Source organism: Nonomuraea sp. NPDC049655, assembly GCF_044465465.1.
Classification (GTDB): Bacteria; Actinomycetota; Actinomycetes; order Streptosporangiales; family Streptosporangiaceae; genus Nonomuraea.
Window position 1 is genome coordinate 245,137 of sequence record NZ_JBITLS010000007.1, and the last position, 20,368, is coordinate 265,504.

Consider the following 20,368-nt stretch of genomic DNA (forward strand, 5'->3'; position numbering starts at 1 on the left):
CGACCCCGACCCTCAGTGGCCATGGCCTCCCGAAAGCCAGGGCCCCTGGCCATACGCCAGTGGCCCTGGCCGGACGCCAGTGGCCCTGGCCTCCCAAAAGCGGCCGCCGCAGAGCGCCGCGTTTTCACGGCGGCTGATGGTCACACCTGCCCCTGACCTCTGCAAGCAGCGCAACCACTGCCGAGAGGTTGTGGAGCGGGCCGCCGGTGACTGTCCACGCCGGCGGCAAGCCGATCTCCCGGCAGGAACGCTGCATCAACCGCACAGAGGATCTGAGGGGCCGGCCTTCTGATGCGACAGAACACCCCGCAGCCGTCCGAGCGGCCCGCGTCGGCGGGGAGCCTTACTGCCCCGGGCTCCTCCGACCGGCCCAGAGACCCTCACTGGGCATGAAGAGACACCGTCTCTCGCCCCGCTGACATCCCCGTCCGGAAGATCGGCTCGCCACCAGGCGCGAACGGTCACCGCCCCAAGAACCGCTGGCATCCCCGTCCAGGAGATCGGCTCGGCATCGGGCGTGAAGAGGCACCGGCCCGAACCCCACCGTCACCCCCGTCCGGAAGACCGGCTTGCCACCAGCTGTGAGACGTCACCAGCCTGTGACCCGCTCATAAACCTCGACCACGGCTCCGGTGGCCACTTCCTGATCCGTTCGTGCGACCCGCCGGTGCCAGTTCCTGCCTCCTTCCGCCTCAATAGGCCTGGGTCGCGCTCGTTCGGCGTCGGAGCCCTCATGGCCCACGGGGGACTACGGCCAGGCTGCCTTCGTGTTCGACTACTGCCAGGTCACCCGATCGATCAGTGCGGTAGATGGCGGCGCCGAGGCGGTGGAGGAGGGCGAGGGTCGATGTGGCCGGGTGGCCGTAGTCGTTGCCGGCGCCCACGCTGATCAGGGCGGCCCGTGCACCCAGCGAGCCGAGGAAGGCCGGGGACTGGCGATTCGAGCCGTGGTGCGGGGTCTTGAGGATGTCGGCACGCAGGGCGAGGTGGCGTGCGAGATCGTCTTGTGCTTCGGTCTCCAGGTCTCCGGCGAGCAGGACGGAACCGGCGCGCCAGCGTACGTGGATCACGACGCTGGAGTTGTTGATCACACTGCCTTCGCCTTGGCCGTTGCTCCCGCCTGACGTCGGGTCAGGGGCGACGACGGTGAGCTCGGACGGGCCGAACCGCCATCGTGTGCCAGGTTCCGCGTTCCCTGCGGGAATCCGGTGTCGAGCCAGTACGGCCGAGATCCGCGCGCTGGACTGCACCGCCGTCGGCCGAGGGCTGACGATCACGGCTCCCACGTGTCGGTTCCTGAGCACGCCTGGCAGTCCGTCCACGTGGTCGGCGTGCGGGTGGGTCAGGACGAGCAGGGGAACGTCCTCGACTCCGAGCCTGCGCAGGCATCGATCCATCACGACCGGGTCCGGGCCGGTGTCCACGACCACGCCTCGTCCAGGTCCGGCCGCCACCACCAGCCCGTCGCCCTGCCCGACGTCGCACATCACCATCAACCACCCTTTGGGCGGCCAGGCTCCCGCCAGCGGACGGATCACCAGCACGGCGACCAGAGCGGCACCTGCCGTCAGCAGCGCCGTCGTCCGCCAGCGGCGGTGCCTGAGTACCGGGATCGCGACGGCCACGGCGAGGGCGAGGAGCCCCAGACCGGGGAGGCCGCCCGGCCAGGGCAGGATGGCGAGAGGGACGTTCACGGCCCAGCGAGCCACGGTGACGATCCAGCCCACCGCGTATCCGGCCGGGATGACCAGCATGCCGGCGGCGTCCGGCCAGATCGGGGCCACCAGGGCGGCGGCGAAACCGAGCAGGGTCGCGGGAGCCACGGCGGGAGCCACGAGCAGGTTGGCGGGCACCGCCACCAACGTCAACTGCCCCGACATGAGCACCAGGACGGGGGTCACGGCCGCTTGCGCGGCAGCCGACACGGCCAGCGCCTCCGCCAGCCATCTCGGCAAGCGGCGCATCCTTGCGACGGCACGTCCTCGACCGGTGGACGCGTCTTCGAGGGGAGAGGTCGCGCGGCAGTCGCCGGCCTCTTTAGATGCACTTGCCGCACGCCCCTGTACGTTGCCGCGTTCCCTTCCCTTCTCCGGTTTCCGGTCTGTCGTCGTGGGCGCTTCGGTCGCGTCGCGGTCGCCGGTCTCCGTCGGTGGTGGAGTGGAGAGTTTGTCGCGCCAGCGTGGTGCGAGGAGGAGGATGCCGGCGGTGGCCGCGACCGATAGGGCGAAGCCGTACGAACGTGCCAGTTCCGGCGCAAACAGAACCAGCAAGAGGACGGTTGCCGAGAGGGCGGCGAGGCCGTCCTTCGCCCGCCCGGTACCCAGGGCGAGGGCGGCGGCCAGGCCCATCAGCAGGGCACGCAGAACGCTCGGGGACGGCCTGGCCACCACGGTGAACGCGAGCATCGCGACAGCCGCGAAGACGGCTCTCAGCGGCAGGGAGAGGCCGACCAGGCGGGAGAGCGCCAGGGCGGCGCCTGCGACGATGGCGAGGTTCGCCCCGCTTACGGCGTTCAGGTGGCTCAGGCCCGCTTCTTTGAGGTCGGCGGCCACCTGAGGGTCGATGCGGGAGACGTCTCCGACGACCAGGCCGGGCAGGAGGCCGCGCTGGTCGGGCGGGAGAGGGTCGGCGGCTGTCCGGAGGCCGGTTCTGAGGGTGCCCGCCATGGTGTGCATGGACGAAGGTGGTGTCAGGATGCGGGGCTCGCCTCGTACCAGGAGGATGGCTGCCACCAGGTCGCCGGGCGTTGGTTGCGCCAGGCGGCCGGTGACCTGCAGGCGTTGGCTCGGCAGCAGGGCGCTCCAGGCGTTGCCGCCGGCGAACACCGTGATGGGGACGTCGACGGCCTGGCGTTCCGGTGGCGGGGATGCCTGCGCGACACCTCCGTCACTGCCTCCAGGGACGTCGGGACGGTTCTCCTCAGGCCGACCGGCAGTGGAACTGCCTCTCTGCCGCGTAGCCGACTCGATGATCTTGAGAGTGGCCGGGATCACGTAGCTGTCCCGGTTGAAGTGGCCGCTTCTGCGTGGCCTGCGCTTCGGGTCGTCGGACAGGACGATCTGAGCGGTCACGTTCGCGTTCCTGGCGGCGAGTTCAGCCACTGGGCCGGTGGTCAGCGCCTGGACGCGGAAGGCGACAGACGCGGAGGCCGCCGCCGCGCAGATGAGGGTCGCGAGCACCACGTTTCGCCAAGCCCCCAAGAAGGGCGAAGGCCGACCGGGAGGGATCCGTCCTGAGGGAGGGGGCGACGAACGTAGCGAACGGTGGCGCGTGAACGGCAGGAGCAGTGGAAGGGCGGACAGAACGGATCCGAACGACGCAGGCAGGAACCTGCTGATCAGCGAACCGATGAGGGGCCAGCGGGTGAACGGTGAGCGGGTGCGCCAGGTCAGGGCGCCTGCGACAAGGGCGGTGATGGCGGCTGTCGTCATCCCCACCATGGGCGATTGGCCGAGCATGATCAGGGCGCTGGCCCAAGCGGACAGCGCCGGGAGGACCAGCGTCCAGGAACGCTTGTGCTCGCCGCCGTCTGCGGTGGCGAGGCGCAGAGGGTCGGTGGCGGCAGGGCGCGGAGGATCGGTGGTGGCGAGACTCAGAGGGACGGTGGTGGCGGGGCGCATGGGGATTTCAGAAGGGCCGGGGGCCGAGTGGGCGTCGAAGGGCGGCATGTCAGACGCGGACCTTCGGCTTGATTTCTTCATACTTTCTCGGGCCGATGCCACTCACCTCGCGGAGCTGGTCCACGCTGGTGAAGCCGCCGTGGGCGGTACGGAACTCGGCGATCCTGGCGGCCAGCACCTCTCCCACTCCCGGGAGTTCTTCCAGTTGGTCGGGGGTAGCGGCGTTGAGGTCGAGGATGGCTGTGGCGGGGTCCGAGCCGGAATATCCGGGAGGTACGGCGGCGACGACCGCAGAGGGGGCACCTACGATGATCTGCTCTCCGTCGATCAGGCGTCGGGCCAGGTTGAGGGGGCCCGTGGAGGCGCCGTGTTTGAGCCCGCCCGCCGCCGTCACCGCGTCCGTCACGCGGGAGCCCTGCGGGAGCAGGTAGACGCCGGGGTTGCGGACCTTGCCCGCCACCTGGACGGTCACCTTGGCAGCGGTCGGGGACGGGGATGGAGGGGTTGTCGCGGGTGGCGGCGGGAGGGGCTCCGGAGTGGGCTGGGAGCGCCAGACGAAGAAGACGGCGACCGCGACGGCCAGGGCGCCGACGGCGACGAGCACGCGCAGACCGGGCTTGCTGAGGTCGATGGTGCTGGACGGCTGGGCCGAGGTGATGGCGTCGCGGAACGCTTGGAAGGTCGGGGGCATGGGAGCGGGACTGCCTGTGATCCGCCGAGGGATGCCTGGGGGCGCTCCTGTGGCGGCCTGAGGCTCGATCCCCGGCCCGTTCCGACGCCCAACCCGACGCTCGGCTCTGGGGACGCTCTCCTGCGGCTCATCCTGCCGCTCTGCCTGCTGCTCAGGCTGCGACATCGCCTGAGGCCCCGCCGAACGCCCGCCCCCCGATTCAGGCCGAGGCTCACCCCACAGCTCGGACGAAGGCTCACCCCCGCCCTCACTCCCCGGCTCGCAGAAAGGCGCAACCCCACGGTCGCCCCACAGCTCGGAAGCTGACTCAACCCCGCGCCCATCCCACCGCCCGGAAGACGCGAACGCAGGAGCACCGAGCACAGGAGCACCGAGCGCAGGAGAAGCGCTCGCGGAAGAGGCGGACGCAGAAGAAGTAGGCGCAGAGGGTGGTGGGGATGTGCTGAGTCGGGAGGTCGGAAGGTTCTGGGCCTCGTCGCCGTATGGATGTCGGTTGCGTCGTCCCGGACGCGGCCGCCGGGCAGGACTCGTGATCGACCGGAGCCTGGATTCGGCTATGGTCCGCTCTGCCGTCGGGTCCTGAGATCGCACGCCGACGAACCTAGGGATGCCACCCCCACCTCCGAGCCACCGAACCGAATTCTGGGGACGACGGAGCCAGGACACGAGATGCCCGTGGAAAACACAGCACCCACCAGAGGAAGGCCCTCCGAAAAAGCCGATTCACCCCTCGTACGCCGTAACAGTCACCCCCAGCATCCCCGGCCCCACGTGAGCCCCGATCACCGCCCCCACCTCCACCACCCGCACCTCACGAACCCCCGTCACCCGCTTCGACAACCGCTCCCCCAACGCCTCGGCCCGCCCCCGAGCCCCCATGTGCTGCACCGCCACCCCGGCCCCGTCCAGCTCCACGGCCGCCTCCACCGCCAGGTCCTCCAGCCGTGCGATCGCCCGTCCCGACGTCCGCACCTTCTCCAGCAGGGAGATGCGCCCGTCCACGATGTGCAGCAGCGGTTTGATCATGAGGGCCGACCCGAACAACGACGTGGCGGCGCCGATGCGGCCGCTCCGTCTCAGGTACTCCAGGGTGTCCACGTAGAAGAAGGTCCGGGTGACGGCGGCGGTGCGGCGGGCGGCGGCGGCCACGTCGCCCAACGAGGCTCCTGCGGCGGCCGAGCGCGCCGCCGCCAGCACGGGATAGCCCAGGCCCATCGCGATGGACCGGCTGTCGATCACCTCCACCGGCACCGGCGCGTCCTTGGCCGCCGCGTGGGCGGACTCGACGGTGCCGGACAGTTCGCCGGACAGGTGGATCGAGACCACGCCCGTGGCGCCGGCGGCGGCCAGCTCGTCGTAGCAGGCCGCGAAGCGCGCGGGCGACGGACGTGAGGTGGTGACGGTGGCCAGGTCGCCGGTGAAGGTGTCCTCGTCGCGCGGGATGCCGCGGGCGACCACTTGTACCGGCACCACCGTCACACCGGGCACAGCGGGCAGGTAAGCAGTGGAATCGGTGACAACGACGACAGAGGGCGGCATATCCCGAGATTAGCCACCCGTTCCCGAGTCCGGGCTTACTGGACCGGCGTGCCGCCCCGCCAGACCCGGCGCGGCTTGAGCCCGAAGGACCAGGCGAAGGCGCCTTCGTGGTCGGCGTCCCACTGGACGATGTCGGCCAGCCGCCCGGGAGCCAGCACCCCGCGGTCGGGCGCCCCGAGGACGGTCGCGCCGCCCAGCGTGGCCGCGCGCAGCGCGTCGTTGACGCTCATGCCGAACGCCGACACCGCCATGGCGATGACCAGCGACATCGAGGTGATGCCGCAGTAGCCGGGGTTGTGGTCGCTGCCGAGGGCGATCTGCACGCCGTGCTTGATCATCTGACGGACCGGCGGCACGTGGCCGCGCTGCAGCGCCGTGGCCGGGCAGACCACCGCGGGCACGCCGTAGCGGGACATGATCGCGATGTCCTCGTCGGACATGTGGTGCAGACCGTCGGCGGAGGCGCAGCCGAGCTCGGCGGCCAGCTGCACGGCGCCGCGACGGCTGAACAGGCCGGCGTGGATGCGCGGGAGCAGCCCCACGTTGCGGCCCGAGGCGAGGACCCAGCGGGACTCCTCGGTGGTGAAGTGGCCCTCGTCGCAGTAGACGTCGACGCTGTCGGCGCCGGCCGCCGCCGCGTCGGCGCACCAGGCGCCCACGGCCTCGACGTACTCGCGCTGACGGCCGAAGTACTCGGGAGGCACGACGTGCGCCGCGAGGAAGGTGACGTGCACCCGCGGCATCATCGGCTCCTTCTCCAGCTCGCGCAGGAGCCGCACGTCGGCCAGCTCGCCGTCGCGGGTGAGGTGGTAGCCGGTCTTGGCCTCGACGGTGGTGGTGCCGCTGAGCAGCCAGCTCCGCAGCCGCTCGCGCACGCCGTTGCACAACGTCCAGGGGTCGGTGCCGCGCGTCACGGTGACGGTGGAGCCGACGCCGCCGCCCGCCGCGGTGATCGAGGCCGCGCTGGAGCCGCCGGTGCGGATGGCCAGCTCGGCGTAGCGGTTGCCGGCGTAGACCGGATGCGTGTGGGCGTCGATGAGGCCGGGCGTGACGAGCGCGCCGCCGAGGTTCTCCACGTGATCGACGTCGACGATGTCGTCGACGACGCCGGGCACGCTCTGCGGGAGGTCGGGCGCCCGCCCGACCCAGGCGATGCGGTCGTTGTGCACGAGGATGGCCGCGTTGCTGAGGACCTCGTTACCCGTCCACAGGCGGCCGATGTTGGTCAAGAGCCGAACGGTCATCGCACCACCGCCCCCTGCAGGCGCAACACCCAGCGCACGGCCTGTGCCGCGCCCACTGAGTCCGCTCCGGGTCCGGACGACATGGGGGGTCTCCTGCTCTCATCCGCGTGATGTTGTGCGGTGACCGTATCGCCGGAGACATGACCCGGCGATTTCAGTTCAGTTACGTTATTTCACAGCCGGGCTTGGTGTACAGGGTTATTCGGAAGAAAGACCACTCATCCCATCCGTCACCCAGCCACGCCTTGCCCCCCTGGCCCCCGCTGACGACTGCCGCACTCAAGGTCATCATCCGAAACCCAGAACCGAAACCAAAAAACCAGACCAACGTTAGGTCTGGCCATCCTAGCAACCCCAGGGTTCCGGGACCACTGCACTATTTGGGCAGCTCTGCGCTACTTTGAGCGAGAGCTGCCCAGCCGTCCCGCTAAGAGACGCGTTCGACCGGCTTGCCTACCCGCTCCAGCTCCTGGAACAGGCTCGGCAGCACGCGGGCGTGCAGGACGGTGCCGTCCTGGACGTGTTCCACGGAGAGCACCTCGCCCTCCTTGTGGGCCCGCGAGACCAGGTCGCCCCGGTCGTAGGGCACCAGCAGGTGGACCTCGTGGTCGAGGCGCGGCAGCCGCTCCTCGATGAGCCGCATGAGCTCGGGGACGCCCTTGCCGGTGCGGGCGGAGACCACGATGCTGTCGCGCTCGCGCCTGGCGATGCGGTCGAGCACCTCCTGGTCGGCCGCGTCGGCCTTGTTGATCACCACGACCTCGGGCACCTCGGAGGCGCCCTCGATGTCGGCGAACACCTCGCGGACGGCCGCGAGCTGACCCTCGGGGTCGGGGTGCGAGCCGTCGACGACGTGCAGGATCAGGTCGGCGTCGGCGACCTCCTCCAGCGTGGACCGGAACGCCTCGACGAGCTGGTGGGGCAGGTGGCGCACGAAGCCGACGGTGTCGGCGATCGTGAACAGCCGGCCCTCCGGCGTGCGGGCGCGGCGCACGGTCGGGTCGAGCGTGGCGAACAGCGCGTCCTCGACCAGCACGCCCGCACCGGTGATGCGGTTGAGCAGCGAGGACTTACCCGCGTTGGTGTAGCCCGCGATGGCCACGGCCGGGACCTCGCGCCGCTGGCGCCGGTGGCGCATGGTCTCGCGCGAGGTGGACATGCCGCTGATCTGGCGGCGCAGCTTGGACATGCGGTCGCGGATGCGGCGCCGGTCGAGCTCGATCTTGGTCTCACCGGGGCCGCGGCCGCCGATGCCCACGCCGCCCGCGGCGCGACCGCCGACCTGACGGGACAGGTTGCCGCCCCAGCCTCGCAGCCGCGGCAGCAGGTACTGCAGCTGCGCCAGCTCGACCTGGGCCTTGCCCTCACGGCTCTTGGCGTGCTGGGCGAAGATGTCGAGGATCAGCGCCGTACGGTCGATGACCTTGACCTTGACCGTCTCCTCCAGCTGGCGGAGCTGGCCGGGGGTCAGCTCGCCGTCGCAGATCACGGTGTCGGCGCCGGTCGACTCGACCACGTCGCGCAGCTCCAGGGCCTTGCCCGAGCCGATGTAGGTGGCCGGGTCGGGCTTCTGGCGCCGCTGGATGAGCCCTTCGAGCACCTCGGACCCGGCGGTCTCGGCCAGGAGCTTGAGCTCCAGCAGGGAGTTCTCGGCGTCTTCGGCGGTTCCGGAGGTCCAGACACCGACGAGGACGACCCGCTCGAGCCGCAGCTGCCGGTACTCGACCTCGGAGACATCCTGGAGTTCGGTGGAGAGGCCCGCCACGCGGCGCAGCGCCTGGCGCTCCTCGAGGTCCATGTCGCCGGTCTCGAACTCGTCGAGCGCGGTGTATTCGTGCATTCGTGTCATCTCTATGAGGGAACGTCTGGACACCTCGGTGTCTTCCCACGATGGTGGCACGACATCCCCGGCGTCATCACCTGGTTATCCCGCCGAGAGTGTCACGTTGCCGGAACTGGCGGTCAGCGAGATCTTGTGGGGGGAGCTCGGGTCGGACTTGACCGAGACGGTGGCGTCGCCGGAGTCCACGTCGGTCTTCACGTCGTAGGACCCCGTGGGCACCCTCAGGACGACGTCGCCCGAGTCGGCCCGCAGCTCCGCGCTGTCCGGCGCGCTGGCGTACTTGAGCTCGACGTTGCCCGAGTCGGCCTGGACGTACACCTTCTTGCCGGTCATGCCGGAGCCTTCGAGGTCGCCGGAGTCGAGCTTCGCGTCGAGCTGACCGCTCAGCGCCCGCAAGGTGATGTCACCCGAGTCGCTGTCGAGGTCGACGGCCAGCCCCCGGGGGATCTCGATCTTGTAGTCGACGCTGCAGTTCCCCCAGTTGGACGGGCAGTCATACGTCACGAAAAGCGCCTGGCCCTCGACCTTGTGCTGCGGCTTGGGCTTGTCGTCGCCCCGCCAGCGCAACGTCTCGACGACCCGGACGGCGGTGCCGTCGGTCTCGGTGATCACCGTGTCGCCGGCGTCGCTCTTCAACTGCAGCTTGGAAACCTTGTCCGTCACCTGGTAGGACACGGTGTCCTGGTTCGTGGAACCGCCGAAGCTCTCGATCCGGCAACCCGTCAGCACCAGCGCGGCGGCCAGCAGCCCGCCCGCCACAGCAATCGTCTTCATGCCCCCGATCTTTTCGCGGGCATGACCCCCTCCGCATCGGGGATGCCCCCGAAGACGCCCCAGGGGTACCCCAGCCTTTGACCCGGGAACCCTGAGCGGAGTAGCTTCACTTCCACAATCCAGAATCGGTTTTCCACTCTACGGAAAAGAGGGGGACATGGAGATCACCGGCCCGATGCTCGAACGGTTCGACGAGATCCTCACGCCGGAGGCGCTCGGCTTCGTGGCGGCTCTCCAGCGGGAGTTCGGCGCCAGGCGACTGGAGCTGCTCGAAGCCCGCCAGACCCGTCAGGCGGGGCTGTCGGCCGGCGGGACGCTCGACTTCCTGCCGGAGACCAAGGAGGTCAGGGAGGGCGACTGGCAGGTCGCGCCGCCGGCCCCGGGCCTGGAGGACCGCCGTGTCGAGATCACCGGGCCGGTCGACAGGAAGATGACGATCAACGCGCTCAACTCCGGCGCCAAGGTGTGGCTGGCCGACTTCGAGGACGCCAACTCGCCCCTGTGGGAGAACTGCGTGTCCGGGCAGCTCAACCTGCGCGAGGCGCTCGACCGGGCGATCGACTTCGAGACCGGCGGCAAGACGTACGCGCTGCGGCCCGACGACGAGCTGGCCACGATCGTGGTGCGCCCGCGCGGCTGGCACCTGGACGAGAAGCACGCCCAGGTGGACGGGCGGCCGGTGTCGGCGTCGCTGTTCGACTTCGGGCTCTACTTCTTCCACTGCGCGCAGCGTCAGCTGGACAAGGGCAAGGGGCCGTACTTCTACCTGCCGAAGATGGAGTCGCACCTGGAGGCGCGGCTCTGGAACGACGTGTTCACCCGGGCCCAGGAGCTCCTGGGCATCCCGTACGGCACCATCAGGGCGACCGTGCTCATCGAGACCTATCCGGCGGCGTTCGAGATGGAGGAGATCCTCTACGAGCTGCGCGACCACTCGGCCGGGCTCAACGCGGGCCGCTGGGACTACCTGTTCAGCGTGATCAAGAAGTTCCGCACGCGGGGGCGGGAGTTCCTGCTGCCCGAGCGGAACGCGGTGACGATGACCGCGCCGTTCATGCGGGCCTACACCGAGCTGCTGGTGCGCACGTGTCACAAGCGCGGCGCGCACGCCATCGGCGGGATGGCGGCCTTCATCCCCTCCCGGCGCGACCCCGAGGTCAACGCGGTGGCGCTGGAGAAGGTGCGGGCGGACAAGACGCGCGAGTCGGGCGACGGGTTCGACGGCTCCTGGGTGGCGCACCCCGACCTCGTGCCGGTGTGCCGCGAGGTGTTCGACGGCGTCCTGGGGGCGCGGCCCAACCAGCTCGACCGGCTGCGCGAGGACGTCCGCGTCTCGGCCGCCGACCTGCTGTCGGTCTCCGAGACGCCCGGCGAGATCACCGAGACAGGGCTGCGCAACAACGTCGACGTGGCCCTGCGCTACCTGGCCGCCTGGATGGGCGGGCTGGGCGCGGTCGCGATCCACAACCTCATGGAGGACGCCGCGACGGCCGAGATCTCCCGTTCGCAGATCTGGCAGTGGATCCACAACGACATCACGCTGGCCGACACCGGTGAGCAGGTGACCAAGGAGCTGGTCGAGCGGATCATCGCCGAGGAGCTGGCCCGGATCTCGGCCGAGCCGGGCTACGACGAGCGGCTGTTCGGGCAGGCGACGGCGCTGTTCAAGGAGGTCGCGCTGGACGACGACTTCGCCGAGTTCCTGACGCTGCCGGCGTACGCCCAGATGCCGTAGATGTTGAAATTTCCGCTTATGTCCGGCGCGCCAGCGCCGGACATAAGCGGACCCCGCGAAATCCAGCCGATAAGCGGGCCCCGCGAAATCCAGCCAATAAGCGGACCCCCCGAAACCCAGCCAAACTGCCTCCGAAAACTGGCCAGACCGGCGGAAACAGTCGCACACTAGAGGTGACGGATCTGGAGAGTGACTGGTGCTCGACACGCTGACGGCGGCGCTGCGCTCGCTGCTGCCTCCCGACTCGGTGATCACCGATCCGGTACGCCTGCGCACCTACGAGTGCGACGGGCTGACCAGCCACCGGGCGACGCCGGGCGTGGTCGTGCTGCCCGCGACGGCCGAGCAGGTCGCCGGGGTCGTCCGGATGTGCAACGACTTCGGGGTGCCGTTCGTGGCCAGGGGGTCGGGCACGGGCCTGTCCGGCGGCGCGCTCCCCCGCGAGGACGGTGTGCTCATCGTCACCTCGAAGATGCGCCGGATCCTGGAGATCGACCTGCCCAACCGCAGGGCCGTGGTCGAGCCGGGCGTGACGAACCTGGCGATCACCGAGGCCGTGCGCGACGCGGGCTACTACTACGCCCCCGACCCCTCCAGCCAGCAGGTCTGCTCGATCGGCGGCAACGTGGCGGAGAACTCCGGCGGCGCCCACTGCCTCAAGTACGGCTTCACCGTCAACCACGTCGAGGCGTGCGAGATCGTCACCCCCTACGGCGACCTGGTCGTCCTCGACCGCATGGACCCGGGCTACGACCTGCTCGGCGCGTTCGTCGGCTCGGAGGGCACGCTGGGCATCGCCACCAGGATCACCGTGCGGCTGAGCCGGGCGCCGGAGGCGGTGACCACGGTGCTGGCCGCGTTCGAGGACATCGAGCGGGGCGGCCGGGCGGTGTCGGCGATCATCGGAGCGGGCATCGTGCCGGCCGCGATCGAGATGATGGACGCGCTGGCCATCGAGGCCGCCGAGGCGGCGGTCGCCTGCTCCTACCCGCGGGGGGCGGGCGCGGTGCTCATCGTCGAGCTGGACGGGCCGCGGGAGTCGGTCGAGCGGGAGTTCGCGCGGCTGACGGAGATCTGCTCGGACGCCTTCGAGCTGCGCGTGGCGGCCGGTCCCGAGGAGCGCGCGGCCATCTGGAAGGGGCGCAAGTCGGCCTTCGCGGCGGTCGGCCGGATCAGCCCGGCCTACATCGTCCAGGACGGTGTCGTGCCGCGCACGTCGCTGCCGGGCGTGCTGGCGGCCATCGACCGGCTCTCGCGCGAGCACGGCATCAGGGTGGCCAACGTCTTCCACGCCGGCGACGGCAACCTGCACCCGCTGGTGCTGTTCGACGACGCCGAGCCGGGGGCGGGCGAGCGGGCCGAGGCGGTCTCGGGCGCGATCCTCGACCTGTGCGTCGAGCACGGCGGCTCGATCACCGGCGAGCACGGCGTCGGGGTGGACAAGGCCCGCTACATGCCGAAGATGTTCACCGGCGCCGATCTGGACACGATGCAGCTCGTCCGGTGCGCGTTCGACCCGGGCGGCCTGTCCAACCCGGGCAAGGTGTTCCCCACGCCGCGGTTGTGCGGCGAGGTGCCGGGCGTGCGCAAGGGCGCGCACCCGCTGGTCGAGTCGGGCAGGGCGGAGCAGTTCTGATGGCGGATCCGTTCTCGGGCACCGGCGTGCCGGTCAGGGCGGCCGGGCCCGAAGACCCGGCGCACGAGTGGGGGGCCCGGTGGGTGGCGCTGCCGGGGACCGTCGAGGAGGTCGCCGCCGTGCTGCGCGCGTGCGCCGCGGCCGACCTGGCGGCGGTGCCCTCGGGAGGCGGCACGAAGCTGCACTGGGGTCCGCCGCCGGAGCGGTGCGACGTGCTGCTCGGCCTGTCCCGCCTGGACGCGGTCCTGGAGCACGCGGCGGGCGACCTGGTGGTGCGCGCGCAGGCCGGCGTGCGGACTGCGGCGCTGGCCGCGGCGCTCGCGGCGCGCGGGCAGGAGCTGGCGCTCGACGTGCCGTTCGCCGGGCAGGCGACCGTCGGCGGCACCCTCGCCGCCGCCCTGCCGGGCCCTCGCGCCTTCCGCTACGGCACCGCCCGCGACCTGCTCATCGGCGTCACGGTGGTGCTGGCCGACGGCACGGTCGCCCGGTCGGGCGGCAAGGTGGTCAAGAACGTCGCCGGTTACGACCTCGGCAAGCTGTTCACCGGCTCGTACGGCACCCTCGGGGTGATCGCGGAGGCCACGTTCCGGCTGCATCCGCTGCCCGGCGAGCGGTGCTGGGTGGTCGCCGGGATGCCCGCGGACGACGTGCCGGACGTCGCGGCGGCGCTGGCGGCCGCGCAGGCCGAGCCGAGCGCGGTCGAGGTGGACCGTCCGGAGCCGGGCGGGCCGGTGACGCTGGCGGTGCTGGTGGAGGGCACGGCCGCGCGGGCACGCGCCGCGGCGCTGCGCGACCTGACCGGCGGCGGGGCGGTGACCGGCGAGCCGCCGTCCTGGTGGGGGGTCGTCCCACGGGGTGAGGTGCTGGTCGAGGTGCGTTTCCCGCCCGCGGCGGCCGACGCCGTGCTGCGGGCGGCGGCCGGGTGCGGCCTGTCGCTGCGCGGGTCGGTGGTCGCCGGCCGGGTGCTGCTGGAGCCGGGCGCGCCCGTCGCCGAGGACGCGCTGCCGGGCCTGGTGAACGGGCTGCGGGAGCGGGTCGAGGCCGCGGGCGGCCGGGTGAACGTGCTGGCCGCGCCGCACGCCGGGGTCGACAGGTGGGGGCGGGTGAGCGCGCTGCCGTTGATGCGGCGGGTCAAGGAACGGTTCGACCCTGGGCGCAGGATGTCGCCCGGACGGCTGGCGGGAGGCCTGTGACCATGGACCCGGAGCTGATCGGCGACTGCGTGCACTGCGGGTTCTGCCTGCCGACGTGCCCGACGTACGCGCTGTGGGGCGAGGAGATGGACTCGCCGCGCGGGCGCATCCACCTGATGAAGCAGCACGTCGAGGGCGTTCCTGTCACCCCGGAGATGGCCGGGCACTTCGACGCCTGCCTGGGCTGCATGGCGTGCGTCACGGCGTGCCCGTCGGGCGTGCGCTACGACCGGCTGATCGAGCAGACCCGCGCCGAGGTCGAGCGCACGCACGTGCGCGAGCCGCGGGATCGGGCGGTGCGGGAGATCGTGTTCAGCCTGTTCCCCTATCCGCGCAGGCTGCGGCTGCTGCGGCCGACGATGTGGCTGGCCGGGCGGATGGCGCCGTTCCTGACGCGGGTCCATCCGAGCCTGGGCGCCATGGCCGCGCTCGCGCCGCGCGTGGAGCACCGGCAGCGCCTGCCGCGCCTGGTCAGGGCCAGGGGCAGGCGCAGGGCCGTGGTCGGGATGCTCACCGGGTGCGTGCAGGGCGAGTTCTTCCCGCAGGTGAACGCGGCCACCGCGCGGGTGCTCGCGCTGGAGGGCTGCGACGTGCTCGTTCCGCCCGGGCAGGGCTGCTGCGGGGCGCTCAGCGTGCACGCCGGGCGCGCCGATCAGGCCCGGCGGCTGGCCCGCCGGACGGTCAGGGCGTTCCGGCGGGCGGGGGTCGAGACGGTCGTGGTGAACGCGGCCGGCTGCGGCTCGGTCATGAAGGAGTACGGCGAGCTGTTCGGCGCCGATCCCGGGTTCCGGGTGCGGGACCTGTCGGAGTTCCTGGCCGAGCTGGGCCCGGCGGCCAGGCGGCATCCGCTGCCGCTCACCGTCGCCTACCACGACGCCTGTCACCTGGCCCACGCCCAGGGCGTCCGGGCGCAGCCGCGCGAGCTGCTGCGCGGCATCCCCGGGCTGGAGCTGCGGGAGGTCCCCGAGTCGGCGATCTGCTGCGGGTCGGCGGGGACGTACAACATCCTGCAACCGGAGGCGGCCCGCGACCTCGGCGACCGGAAGGCCGGGGCGGTCGCCTCGACCGGGGCCGAGCTGCTGGTCTCGGCCAATCCGGGATGCACGATGCAGATCGCCACGGCGATGCGCCGGGCCGGGAAGGAGATCAGGGTGGCCCACACCGCCGAAGTGCTGGACGCCTCCCTGCGCGGGGTGTCGCTGTGAGCGTGCAGTCGGTCGAGCGGGCGCTCGACGTGCTGGAGGCGCTGGCCGAGCACGGCGGCGAGGCCGGGCTGTCAGAGATCGCGGCGCGGACGGGCCTGCCGTACGGGACCATCCACCGGCTGCTGCAGACGCTGCTCGCCCGCGGTTACGTGCGCCAGGAGTCCGACCGCCGGTACGCGCTGGGCGGCGGGCTGGTCCGCCTGGGCGGCATCGCGGAGAGCATGGTGGGCGGGTGGGCGCAGCCGTACCTGACGCGGATGGTGGAGCTGTCCGGCGAGACGGCGAACCTGGCGGTGCTCGAAGGCGACTTCGTCGTCTACGTGGCGCAGGTGCCCTCGCCGCGCAGGCTGCGCATGTTCGCCGAGGTCGGCAGGCGGGTGCTGCCGCACAGCACGGCCGTGGGCAAGGCGCTGCTGGCCGGGCGGGCGGCCGCGGAGGCGATGGCGGTGTTCGAGCGTACGGGCATGCCGCGGCGCACCCCGAACACGATCACCGACGCGGCCGGCATGCTGGCCGAGCTCGGCCGGGTCAAGGAACGCGGCTACGCGACGGACCTGGGCGAGGAGGAGCTGGGCGTCCACTGCCTGGCGGTGCCCGTCCGGGACGGCGAGCGGGTGGTGGCCGCGATGTCGGTGTCGGGGCCGGCCGAGCGCATCGACGCCCTCGACCGCGACGAGCTGGCCGAGGGCATGCGGAGGATCGCCGCCGACTTCGGCCGCGAGCTCGCCCCGGCCTCGTCGAAGTAGCGCCTGCCATCCGGCTCCGGCGGCTATTCTGTTGCGCTGTGAGCAACAGCACGACGGTTCAGTCCGTCGACCGGGCCATCGCGATCCTGGAGATCCTGGCCCGCGAGGGCGCCACCCGGGTGACGGACCTCGCGGTCGAGCTCGACGTGCACAAGTCCACCGCGTTCCGGCTGCTGGCCGCCCTGGAGCAGGGCGGGCTGGTGGAGCAGAGCGGCGACCGGGGGCGCTACCGGCTGGGGTTCGGCGTCGTACGGCTGGCCGGCGCGGCCACGGCCCAGCTCGACCTGTCCAGGGAGGGCCGCGAGGTCTGCCTGCGGCTGGCCGAGGCGGTCGGCGAGACCGTCAACATCGCGGTCCCCCAGGACGGCGACACGGTCAACATCAGCCAGGTGCGCGGCCCGGCGGCGATCAGCGGCCACAACTGGGTCGGCCAGCGCACCCCGTCGCACGCCACCTCCAGCGGCAAGGTGCTGCTCGCCTTCGGCGCCCTGCGCCTGGCCGGCGAGCTGGAGCGCTACACCCCGCGCACCGTCACCTCCCCGGACGGCCTGGGACTGGAGGAGATCAGGCGGCGCGGCTGGGCGGCCACGGTGGAGGAGCTGGAGGTCGGGCTGAACGCGGTGGCGGCGCCGATCAGGGGGGCCGACGGCTCGGTGGTGGCCGCGGTCAGCGCGTCCGGGCCGTCGTACCGGCTCACGCCCGAGCGGCTGCCCGAGGTCGGTGAGTTGCTGGCCGCGGGCGCGAGGGAGATAAGCCAGCGCATCGGCTATTACCGTTGAGACCATGTGCAGAAGCATCAAGACCCTGCGGCCGCCGTACGCCGAGAGCGTGACCGAGGACGACGTGCGGGCCGCCGCGCTCCAGTACGTCAGGAAGATCTCCGGATTCCGCGCCCCGGCCGCCCACAACGCCGAGGCGTTCGACCGGGCCGTGGAGGCGATCACCAGGGCGTCCGAGGAACTGCTGGGGGCGTTGGAAGTCCGCGGAGGCCGGTGACCCGTCCGCGCCCCGGCGGGCCGGTCAGCGGGTGGCGGGGCCGTCGGGGCTGCAGAAGATCTTGAGTTCGACCTCCTCGCCGTCCTCCGGCTCGAACTCGACCTTCGCCTCGCGGGCCGGGCCGGGCTGGACGCCGTCCACCGAGTAGCCCTGGGCCGGGCTCCAGGAGCGCAGGGTGACCAGGCCGCCGGAGCAGGAGGCGATCACCGTGCCGGCCTCGGTGCGCATGAGCCGGTCCTGGGCGCGCGCGGACGTCCGCGGCACGGGCGTGGCGGCGCGCGCGGTGGCGGTGGAGAGCGCGGCGCGCACCTCCGGCCCGCTGAGCACGCGGCTGGACGTGCCGGTCACCCCGGTTCCGAGCAGGCCGAGCACGGCCACGGCCGCCCCGGTCGCGGCCGCCGCGGTGACGGCCCAGGCCAGCACGAGACGCTTCACGCTCCCACCCTCCCCCACGTACGGCTAAGCGCAGGTTAAGGCGACGCTAACGATGCCCGGTGCATCACCACGGACCGTCTACGGTTTGGGTATATGGCTGACATCCTGCTCATCGAGGACGACGTGACCATCCGGACGTCGTTGAGCCGGGGCCTGCGCGATCTCGGCCACGCGGTCTCCTCCTCCCCGACCGCGCTGGAGGGGTTGCGGCTGGCCGTGCAGGACCGTCCCGACCTGATCGTGCTCGACCTGGGCCTGCCCGACCTCGACGGCGTCGAGCTGCTGCGCATGTTGCGGGCGGTGAGCCGGGTGCCGGTGATCGTGGCGACCGCCCGCGACGGCGACGCCGAGATGGTGCCCGTCCTGGACGCGGGGGCCGACGACTACGTGGTCAAGCCGTACAGCGCCCGGCAGCTCGACGCCCGGGTGCGGGCGGTCCTGCGGCGCGCGGGCGAGGCCGCGCCGGAGCCGCTGGCCGTGGGCGGGCTGCGGGTCGATCCCCGGGCGCGCACGGCCACGCTCGACGGGGTGTCCCTCGACCTCACCCCGCGCGAGTTCGACGTGCTGCACTTCCTCGCGGCCCGGCCCGGCGAGGTGGTCACCAAGCGCGAGCTGCTGACGGAGGTGTGGCGGCTGCCGTACGGCGGCGCCGACAAGACCGTGGACGTGCACCTGTCGTGGCTGCGCAGGAAGCTCGGCGAGACCGCGGCCGAGCCCCGCTACCTGCACACCGTCAGAGGCGTAGGGGTCAAGCTGGTCGGGCCGTCGTGAGGCGCTGGCTGGCGCTGCTGGTGGCGGCGACGACGTCGCTCGTGCTGATCGCCCTGCTGGTGCCGATGGCGCTGCTGATCGGCACGGTGGCCGAGAACGGCGCGATGAGCCGGGCCACCGCCGCCGCCGAGTCCGTCGCGGTCGCGGTCGGCACGCCCGACCTGCCGCTGGCCGTCGAGCAGGTGCCGCGGCGGGTGACGGTGTTCCTGCCCGGCGGGGGCACGATGGGCGCGCCCGCCGCCCGCTCCGACGCCGTGCGGCTGGCCGCGACGGGCCGCAGCGTGACCGCCGCCGCCCCCGGCGGCCGGGAGGTGCTGGTCTCGGCGCAGTCCCCCGACGGCACGGCCGTGATCAGGGTGTTCGTGCCGGACGACGAGCTGACGCACGGCGTGCGGGCGGCCTGGCTGGCGCTGCTCGTGCTCGGGCTGGGGCTCATGGTGCTCGGCATCGTGCTGGCCGACCGGCTGGCGCTGGCCGTGACCAGGCCCGTGGTCGGGCTGGCCCGCGTGTCGCACCGGCTGGCCGGCGGCGACCTGAGCGCGCGGGCCGAGCCGGGCGGGCCGCCGGAGGTGCGGTCGGTGGCGCTGGCGCTCAACCATCTGGCCGGGCGCATCGGCGACCTGCTGGCCGCCGAGCGCGAGTCGGTCGCCGACCTGTCCCACCGGCTGCGCACGCCGCTGACCGGGCTGCGGCTGGAGGCCGAGTCGCTGCGCGACCCGGAGGAGGCCGCCCGGGTCCAGAACAGGGTGGACGCGCTGGAGCGGGCGGTCAGCGCGGTCATCACCGAGGCGCGGCGGCGCTCGGCCGGGCGCGGCTCGTGCGACGCGGCCGAGGTCGTGCGCGAGCGGGTGCGGTTCTGGTCGGTGCTGGCCGAGGACCAGGGGCGGCCGGTGTCGGTGTCGCTGCCCGACGCGCCCGCGCCGGTCGCCGTCGGCGGCGAGGAGCTGGCCGCGTGCGTGGACGCGCTGCTCGGCAACGTGTTCGCGCACACCCCTGAGGGGACCGCCATGGCCGTGCGGTTGTCGTCCCGGCCGGCCGGGGCCCTGCTGGTCGTCGAGGACTCGGGGCCGGGGTTCGACCCGGGGGCGCTGGAGCGGGGGATCAGCGGGGGCGGCTCGACCGGCCTGGGGCTGGACATCGCGCGGCGCACCGCCGAGTCGTGCGGCGGCACGCTCGCCGTCTCGGCGCCCGAGGGCGGCGGGGCCCGCGTGGAGCTGACGCTGACCGCCCCCGGCGGGGCTCTCAGCAGTCCTTGAGTATGCCTTCCATCGCGCTCTTCTCGCCGTCGGTGATCCAGACGTCGTACTTGCTCTTCACGTCGATCTGGCGGGCGATGTAGGCGCACCGGTACGCCTTGCGCGGCGGCAGCCAGGTGGCCGCGTCGGAGTCGCTCTTCTGGTTGTTCAGCGGGCCGTCCACCGCCAGCAGGTTCAGCGGGTCGTTGGCGAACTCCTTGCGCTTGGTGGGCGACCACTGCTGCGCGCCCTTCTGCCAGGCGTCCGACAGCGGCACCAGGTGGTCGATCTGGACGGCCGTGCTGGTGTCCTGGCCGCGCTTGAACTTGATGGTCTTGCCGCTGTAGGGGTCGTCCAGGGTGCCGGTGAGGACGATGCAGTCGTGGGTGCCCGACTTGAACGTCTCGTCCTTCAGATCGCGCTTGAGGATGTCGTTGCGGGTGTCGCAGCCGTTGTGGTCGACGTCGGCCCAGGCGGGGCCGAACTCGTCGCGGTCGAAGCCGGTGCGCGGGGCTCGGCCCTTGACCTTGAGCTTGTCCAGCTTCTTGCGGGCGTCCGAGACCGACGCGGAGTCCGGTTTGGCCGGGTCCGGGCCGCCCGACTGCGCCTCCAGGCCGCCGCAGCCGGCCAGCATCGTCACCATGGCCAGACCGGCCGTGAACGCCCGTGTGCGCACGTGATCCCCCAGACTTCGGTTTTCGTAAA

17 protein-coding genes are annotated in these 20,368 nt (G+C 72.1%); 9 read left to right on the forward strand and 8 right to left on the reverse strand.

Annotated elements, in window-relative coordinates:
* Positions 1 to 731 precede the first annotated feature (731 nt).
* From ACIBQ6_RS23965 to ACIBQ6_RS23990, 6 genes are all read right to left on the reverse strand, one after another.
* Positions 732 to 3,668 (reverse strand): ComEC/Rec2 family competence protein, encoded by a 2,937-nt coding sequence (locus tag ACIBQ6_RS23965; RefSeq protein ID WP_397214549.1) that lies wholly within the window; start codon positions 3,666 to 3,668, stop codon positions 732 to 734.
* 1 nt (position 3,669) lies between these two features.
* Positions 3,670 to 4,311, reverse strand: coding sequence for a helix-hairpin-helix domain-containing protein (locus tag ACIBQ6_RS23970; protein ID WP_397214551.1), 642 nt, complete (start codon positions 4,309 to 4,311; stop codon positions 3,670 to 3,672).
* Between the two features lie 723 nt (positions 4,312 to 5,034).
* Positions 5,035 to 5,850 (reverse strand): DegV family protein, encoded by an 816-nt coding sequence (locus tag ACIBQ6_RS23975; protein WP_397214553.1) that lies wholly within the window; start codon positions 5,848 to 5,850, stop codon positions 5,035 to 5,037.
* 35 nt (positions 5,851 to 5,885) lie between these two features.
* Positions 5,886 to 7,094, reverse strand: a complete 1,209-nt coding sequence (hutI, locus tag ACIBQ6_RS23980) for an imidazolonepropionase (protein ID WP_125633626.1) — start codon at positions 7,092 to 7,094, stop codon at positions 5,886 to 5,888.
* Between the two features lie 427 nt (positions 7,095 to 7,521).
* Positions 7,522 to 8,934 (reverse strand): GTPase HflX, encoded by a 1,413-nt coding sequence (gene hflX, locus ACIBQ6_RS23985; RefSeq protein WP_352322792.1) that lies wholly within the window; start codon positions 8,932 to 8,934, stop codon positions 7,522 to 7,524.
* Between the two features lie 84 nt (positions 8,935 to 9,018).
* A complete protein-coding gene (locus ACIBQ6_RS23990; protein WP_397214555.1) occupies positions 9,019 to 9,711 on the reverse strand; it encodes a DUF4097 family beta strand repeat-containing protein in 693 nt (230 codons plus the stop codon).
* Positions 9,712 to 9,868: 157 nt separating this feature from the next.
* Between ACIBQ6_RS23990 and aceB the strand changes: the two genes are divergently transcribed.
* The 7 genes from aceB to ACIBQ6_RS24025 all read left to right on the forward strand — a co-directional run bounded on the left by aceB (position 9,869) and on the right by ACIBQ6_RS24025 (position 17,222).
* A complete protein-coding gene (aceB, locus tag ACIBQ6_RS23995) occupies positions 9,869 to 11,446 on the forward strand; it encodes a malate synthase A (RefSeq protein WP_397214557.1) in 1,578 nt (525 codons plus the stop codon).
* A 196-nt stretch (positions 11,447 to 11,642) separates the two neighbouring features.
* Entirely contained in the window at positions 11,643 to 13,082 is a 1,440-nt protein-coding gene (locus ACIBQ6_RS24000; protein ID WP_397214559.1) for an FAD-linked oxidase C-terminal domain-containing protein, read from the forward strand.
* Positions 13,082 to 14,275, forward strand: a complete 1,194-nt coding sequence (locus ACIBQ6_RS24005; RefSeq protein ID WP_397214561.1) for an FAD-binding oxidoreductase — start codon at positions 13,082 to 13,084, stop codon at positions 14,273 to 14,275. Before ACIBQ6_RS24000 ends, ACIBQ6_RS24005 begins: the two co-directional genes overlap by 1 nt.
* Before the next feature lie 2 nt (positions 14,276 to 14,277).
* The gene (locus ACIBQ6_RS24010) at positions 14,278 to 15,480 is read left to right on the forward strand and encodes a heterodisulfide reductase-related iron-sulfur binding cluster (RefSeq protein WP_358291963.1); all 1,203 of its coding nucleotides are present in this window, start codon (positions 14,278 to 14,280) and stop codon (positions 15,478 to 15,480) included.
* Between the two features lie 2 nt (positions 15,481 to 15,482).
* The gene (locus tag ACIBQ6_RS24015) at positions 15,483 to 16,226 is read left to right on the forward strand and encodes an IclR family transcriptional regulator (protein WP_397161071.1); all 744 of its coding nucleotides are present in this window, start codon (positions 15,483 to 15,485) and stop codon (positions 16,224 to 16,226) included.
* 38 nt (positions 16,227 to 16,264) lie between these two features.
* Entirely contained in the window at positions 16,265 to 17,005 is a 741-nt protein-coding gene (locus ACIBQ6_RS24020) for an IclR family transcriptional regulator (protein WP_358291960.1), read from the forward strand.
* A 4-nt stretch (positions 17,006 to 17,009) separates the two neighbouring features.
* Entirely contained in the window at positions 17,010 to 17,222 is a 213-nt protein-coding gene (locus tag ACIBQ6_RS24025; protein WP_352322770.1) for a DUF2277 domain-containing protein, read from the forward strand.
* Between the two features lie 24 nt (positions 17,223 to 17,246).
* On the opposite strand, the gene ACIBQ6_RS24030 is transcribed toward ACIBQ6_RS24025, so the two are convergent.
* A complete protein-coding gene (locus tag ACIBQ6_RS24030) occupies positions 17,247 to 17,657 on the reverse strand; it encodes a hypothetical protein (RefSeq protein ID WP_397214563.1) in 411 nt (136 codons plus the stop codon).
* A 93-nt stretch (positions 17,658 to 17,750) separates the two neighbouring features.
* Between ACIBQ6_RS24030 and ACIBQ6_RS24035 the strand changes: the two genes are divergently transcribed.
* Entirely contained in the window at positions 17,751 to 18,428 is a 678-nt protein-coding gene (locus ACIBQ6_RS24035; RefSeq protein ID WP_352322768.1) for a response regulator transcription factor, read from the forward strand.
* Positions 18,425 to 19,684, forward strand: coding sequence for a sensor histidine kinase (locus ACIBQ6_RS24040; RefSeq protein ID WP_397214565.1), 1,260 nt, complete (start codon positions 18,425 to 18,427; stop codon positions 19,682 to 19,684). The genes ACIBQ6_RS24035 and ACIBQ6_RS24040 overlap by 4 nt, the downstream gene beginning before the upstream one ends.
* Here ACIBQ6_RS24040 and ACIBQ6_RS24045 read toward each other — a convergent pair.
* On the reverse strand, positions 19,671 to 20,339 hold the full coding sequence (locus tag ACIBQ6_RS24045; RefSeq protein WP_397160725.1) for an HNH endonuclease family protein: 669 nt from the start codon (positions 20,337 to 20,339) through the stop codon (positions 19,671 to 19,673). The genes ACIBQ6_RS24040 and ACIBQ6_RS24045 overlap by 14 nt on opposite strands.
* Between the last annotated feature and the right edge of the window lie 29 nt (positions 20,340 to 20,368).

Bases quoted from the DNA above. Each gene is read 5' to 3' on its own strand.
- ACIBQ6_RS23965 (WP_397214549.1), bottom strand. From the start codon at position 3,668: ATGCCGCCCTTCGACGCCCACTCGGCCCCCGGCCCTTCTGAAATCCCC.
- ACIBQ6_RS23970 (WP_397214551.1), bottom strand. From the start codon at position 4,311: ATGCCCCCGACCTTCCAAGCGTTCCGCGACGCCATCACCTCGGCCCAG.
- ACIBQ6_RS23975 (WP_397214553.1), bottom strand. From the start codon at position 5,850: ATGCCGCCCTCTGTCGTCGTTGTCACCGATTCCACTGCTTACCTGCCC.
- hutI (WP_125633626.1), bottom strand. From the start codon at position 7,094: ATGACCGTTCGGCTCTTGACCAACATCGGCCGCCTGTGGACGGGTAAC.
- hflX (WP_352322792.1), bottom strand. From the start codon at position 8,934: ATGCACGAATACACCGCGCTCGACGAGTTCGAGACCGGCGACATGGAC.
- ACIBQ6_RS23990 (WP_397214555.1), bottom strand. From the start codon at position 9,711: ATGAAGACGATTGCTGTGGCGGGCGGGCTGCTGGCCGCCGCGCTGGTG.
- aceB (WP_397214557.1), top strand. From the start codon at position 9,869: ATGGAGATCACCGGCCCGATGCTCGAACGGTTCGACGAGATCCTCACG.
- ACIBQ6_RS24005 (WP_397214561.1), top strand. From the start codon at position 13,082: ATGGCGGATCCGTTCTCGGGCACCGGCGTGCCGGTCAGGGCGGCCGGG.
- ACIBQ6_RS24010 (WP_358291963.1), top strand. From the start codon at position 14,278: ATGGACCCGGAGCTGATCGGCGACTGCGTGCACTGCGGGTTCTGCCTG.
- ACIBQ6_RS24025 (WP_352322770.1), top strand. From the start codon at position 17,010: ATGTGCAGAAGCATCAAGACCCTGCGGCCGCCGTACGCCGAGAGCGTG.
- ACIBQ6_RS24035 (WP_352322768.1), top strand. From the start codon at position 17,751: ATGGCTGACATCCTGCTCATCGAGGACGACGTGACCATCCGGACGTCG.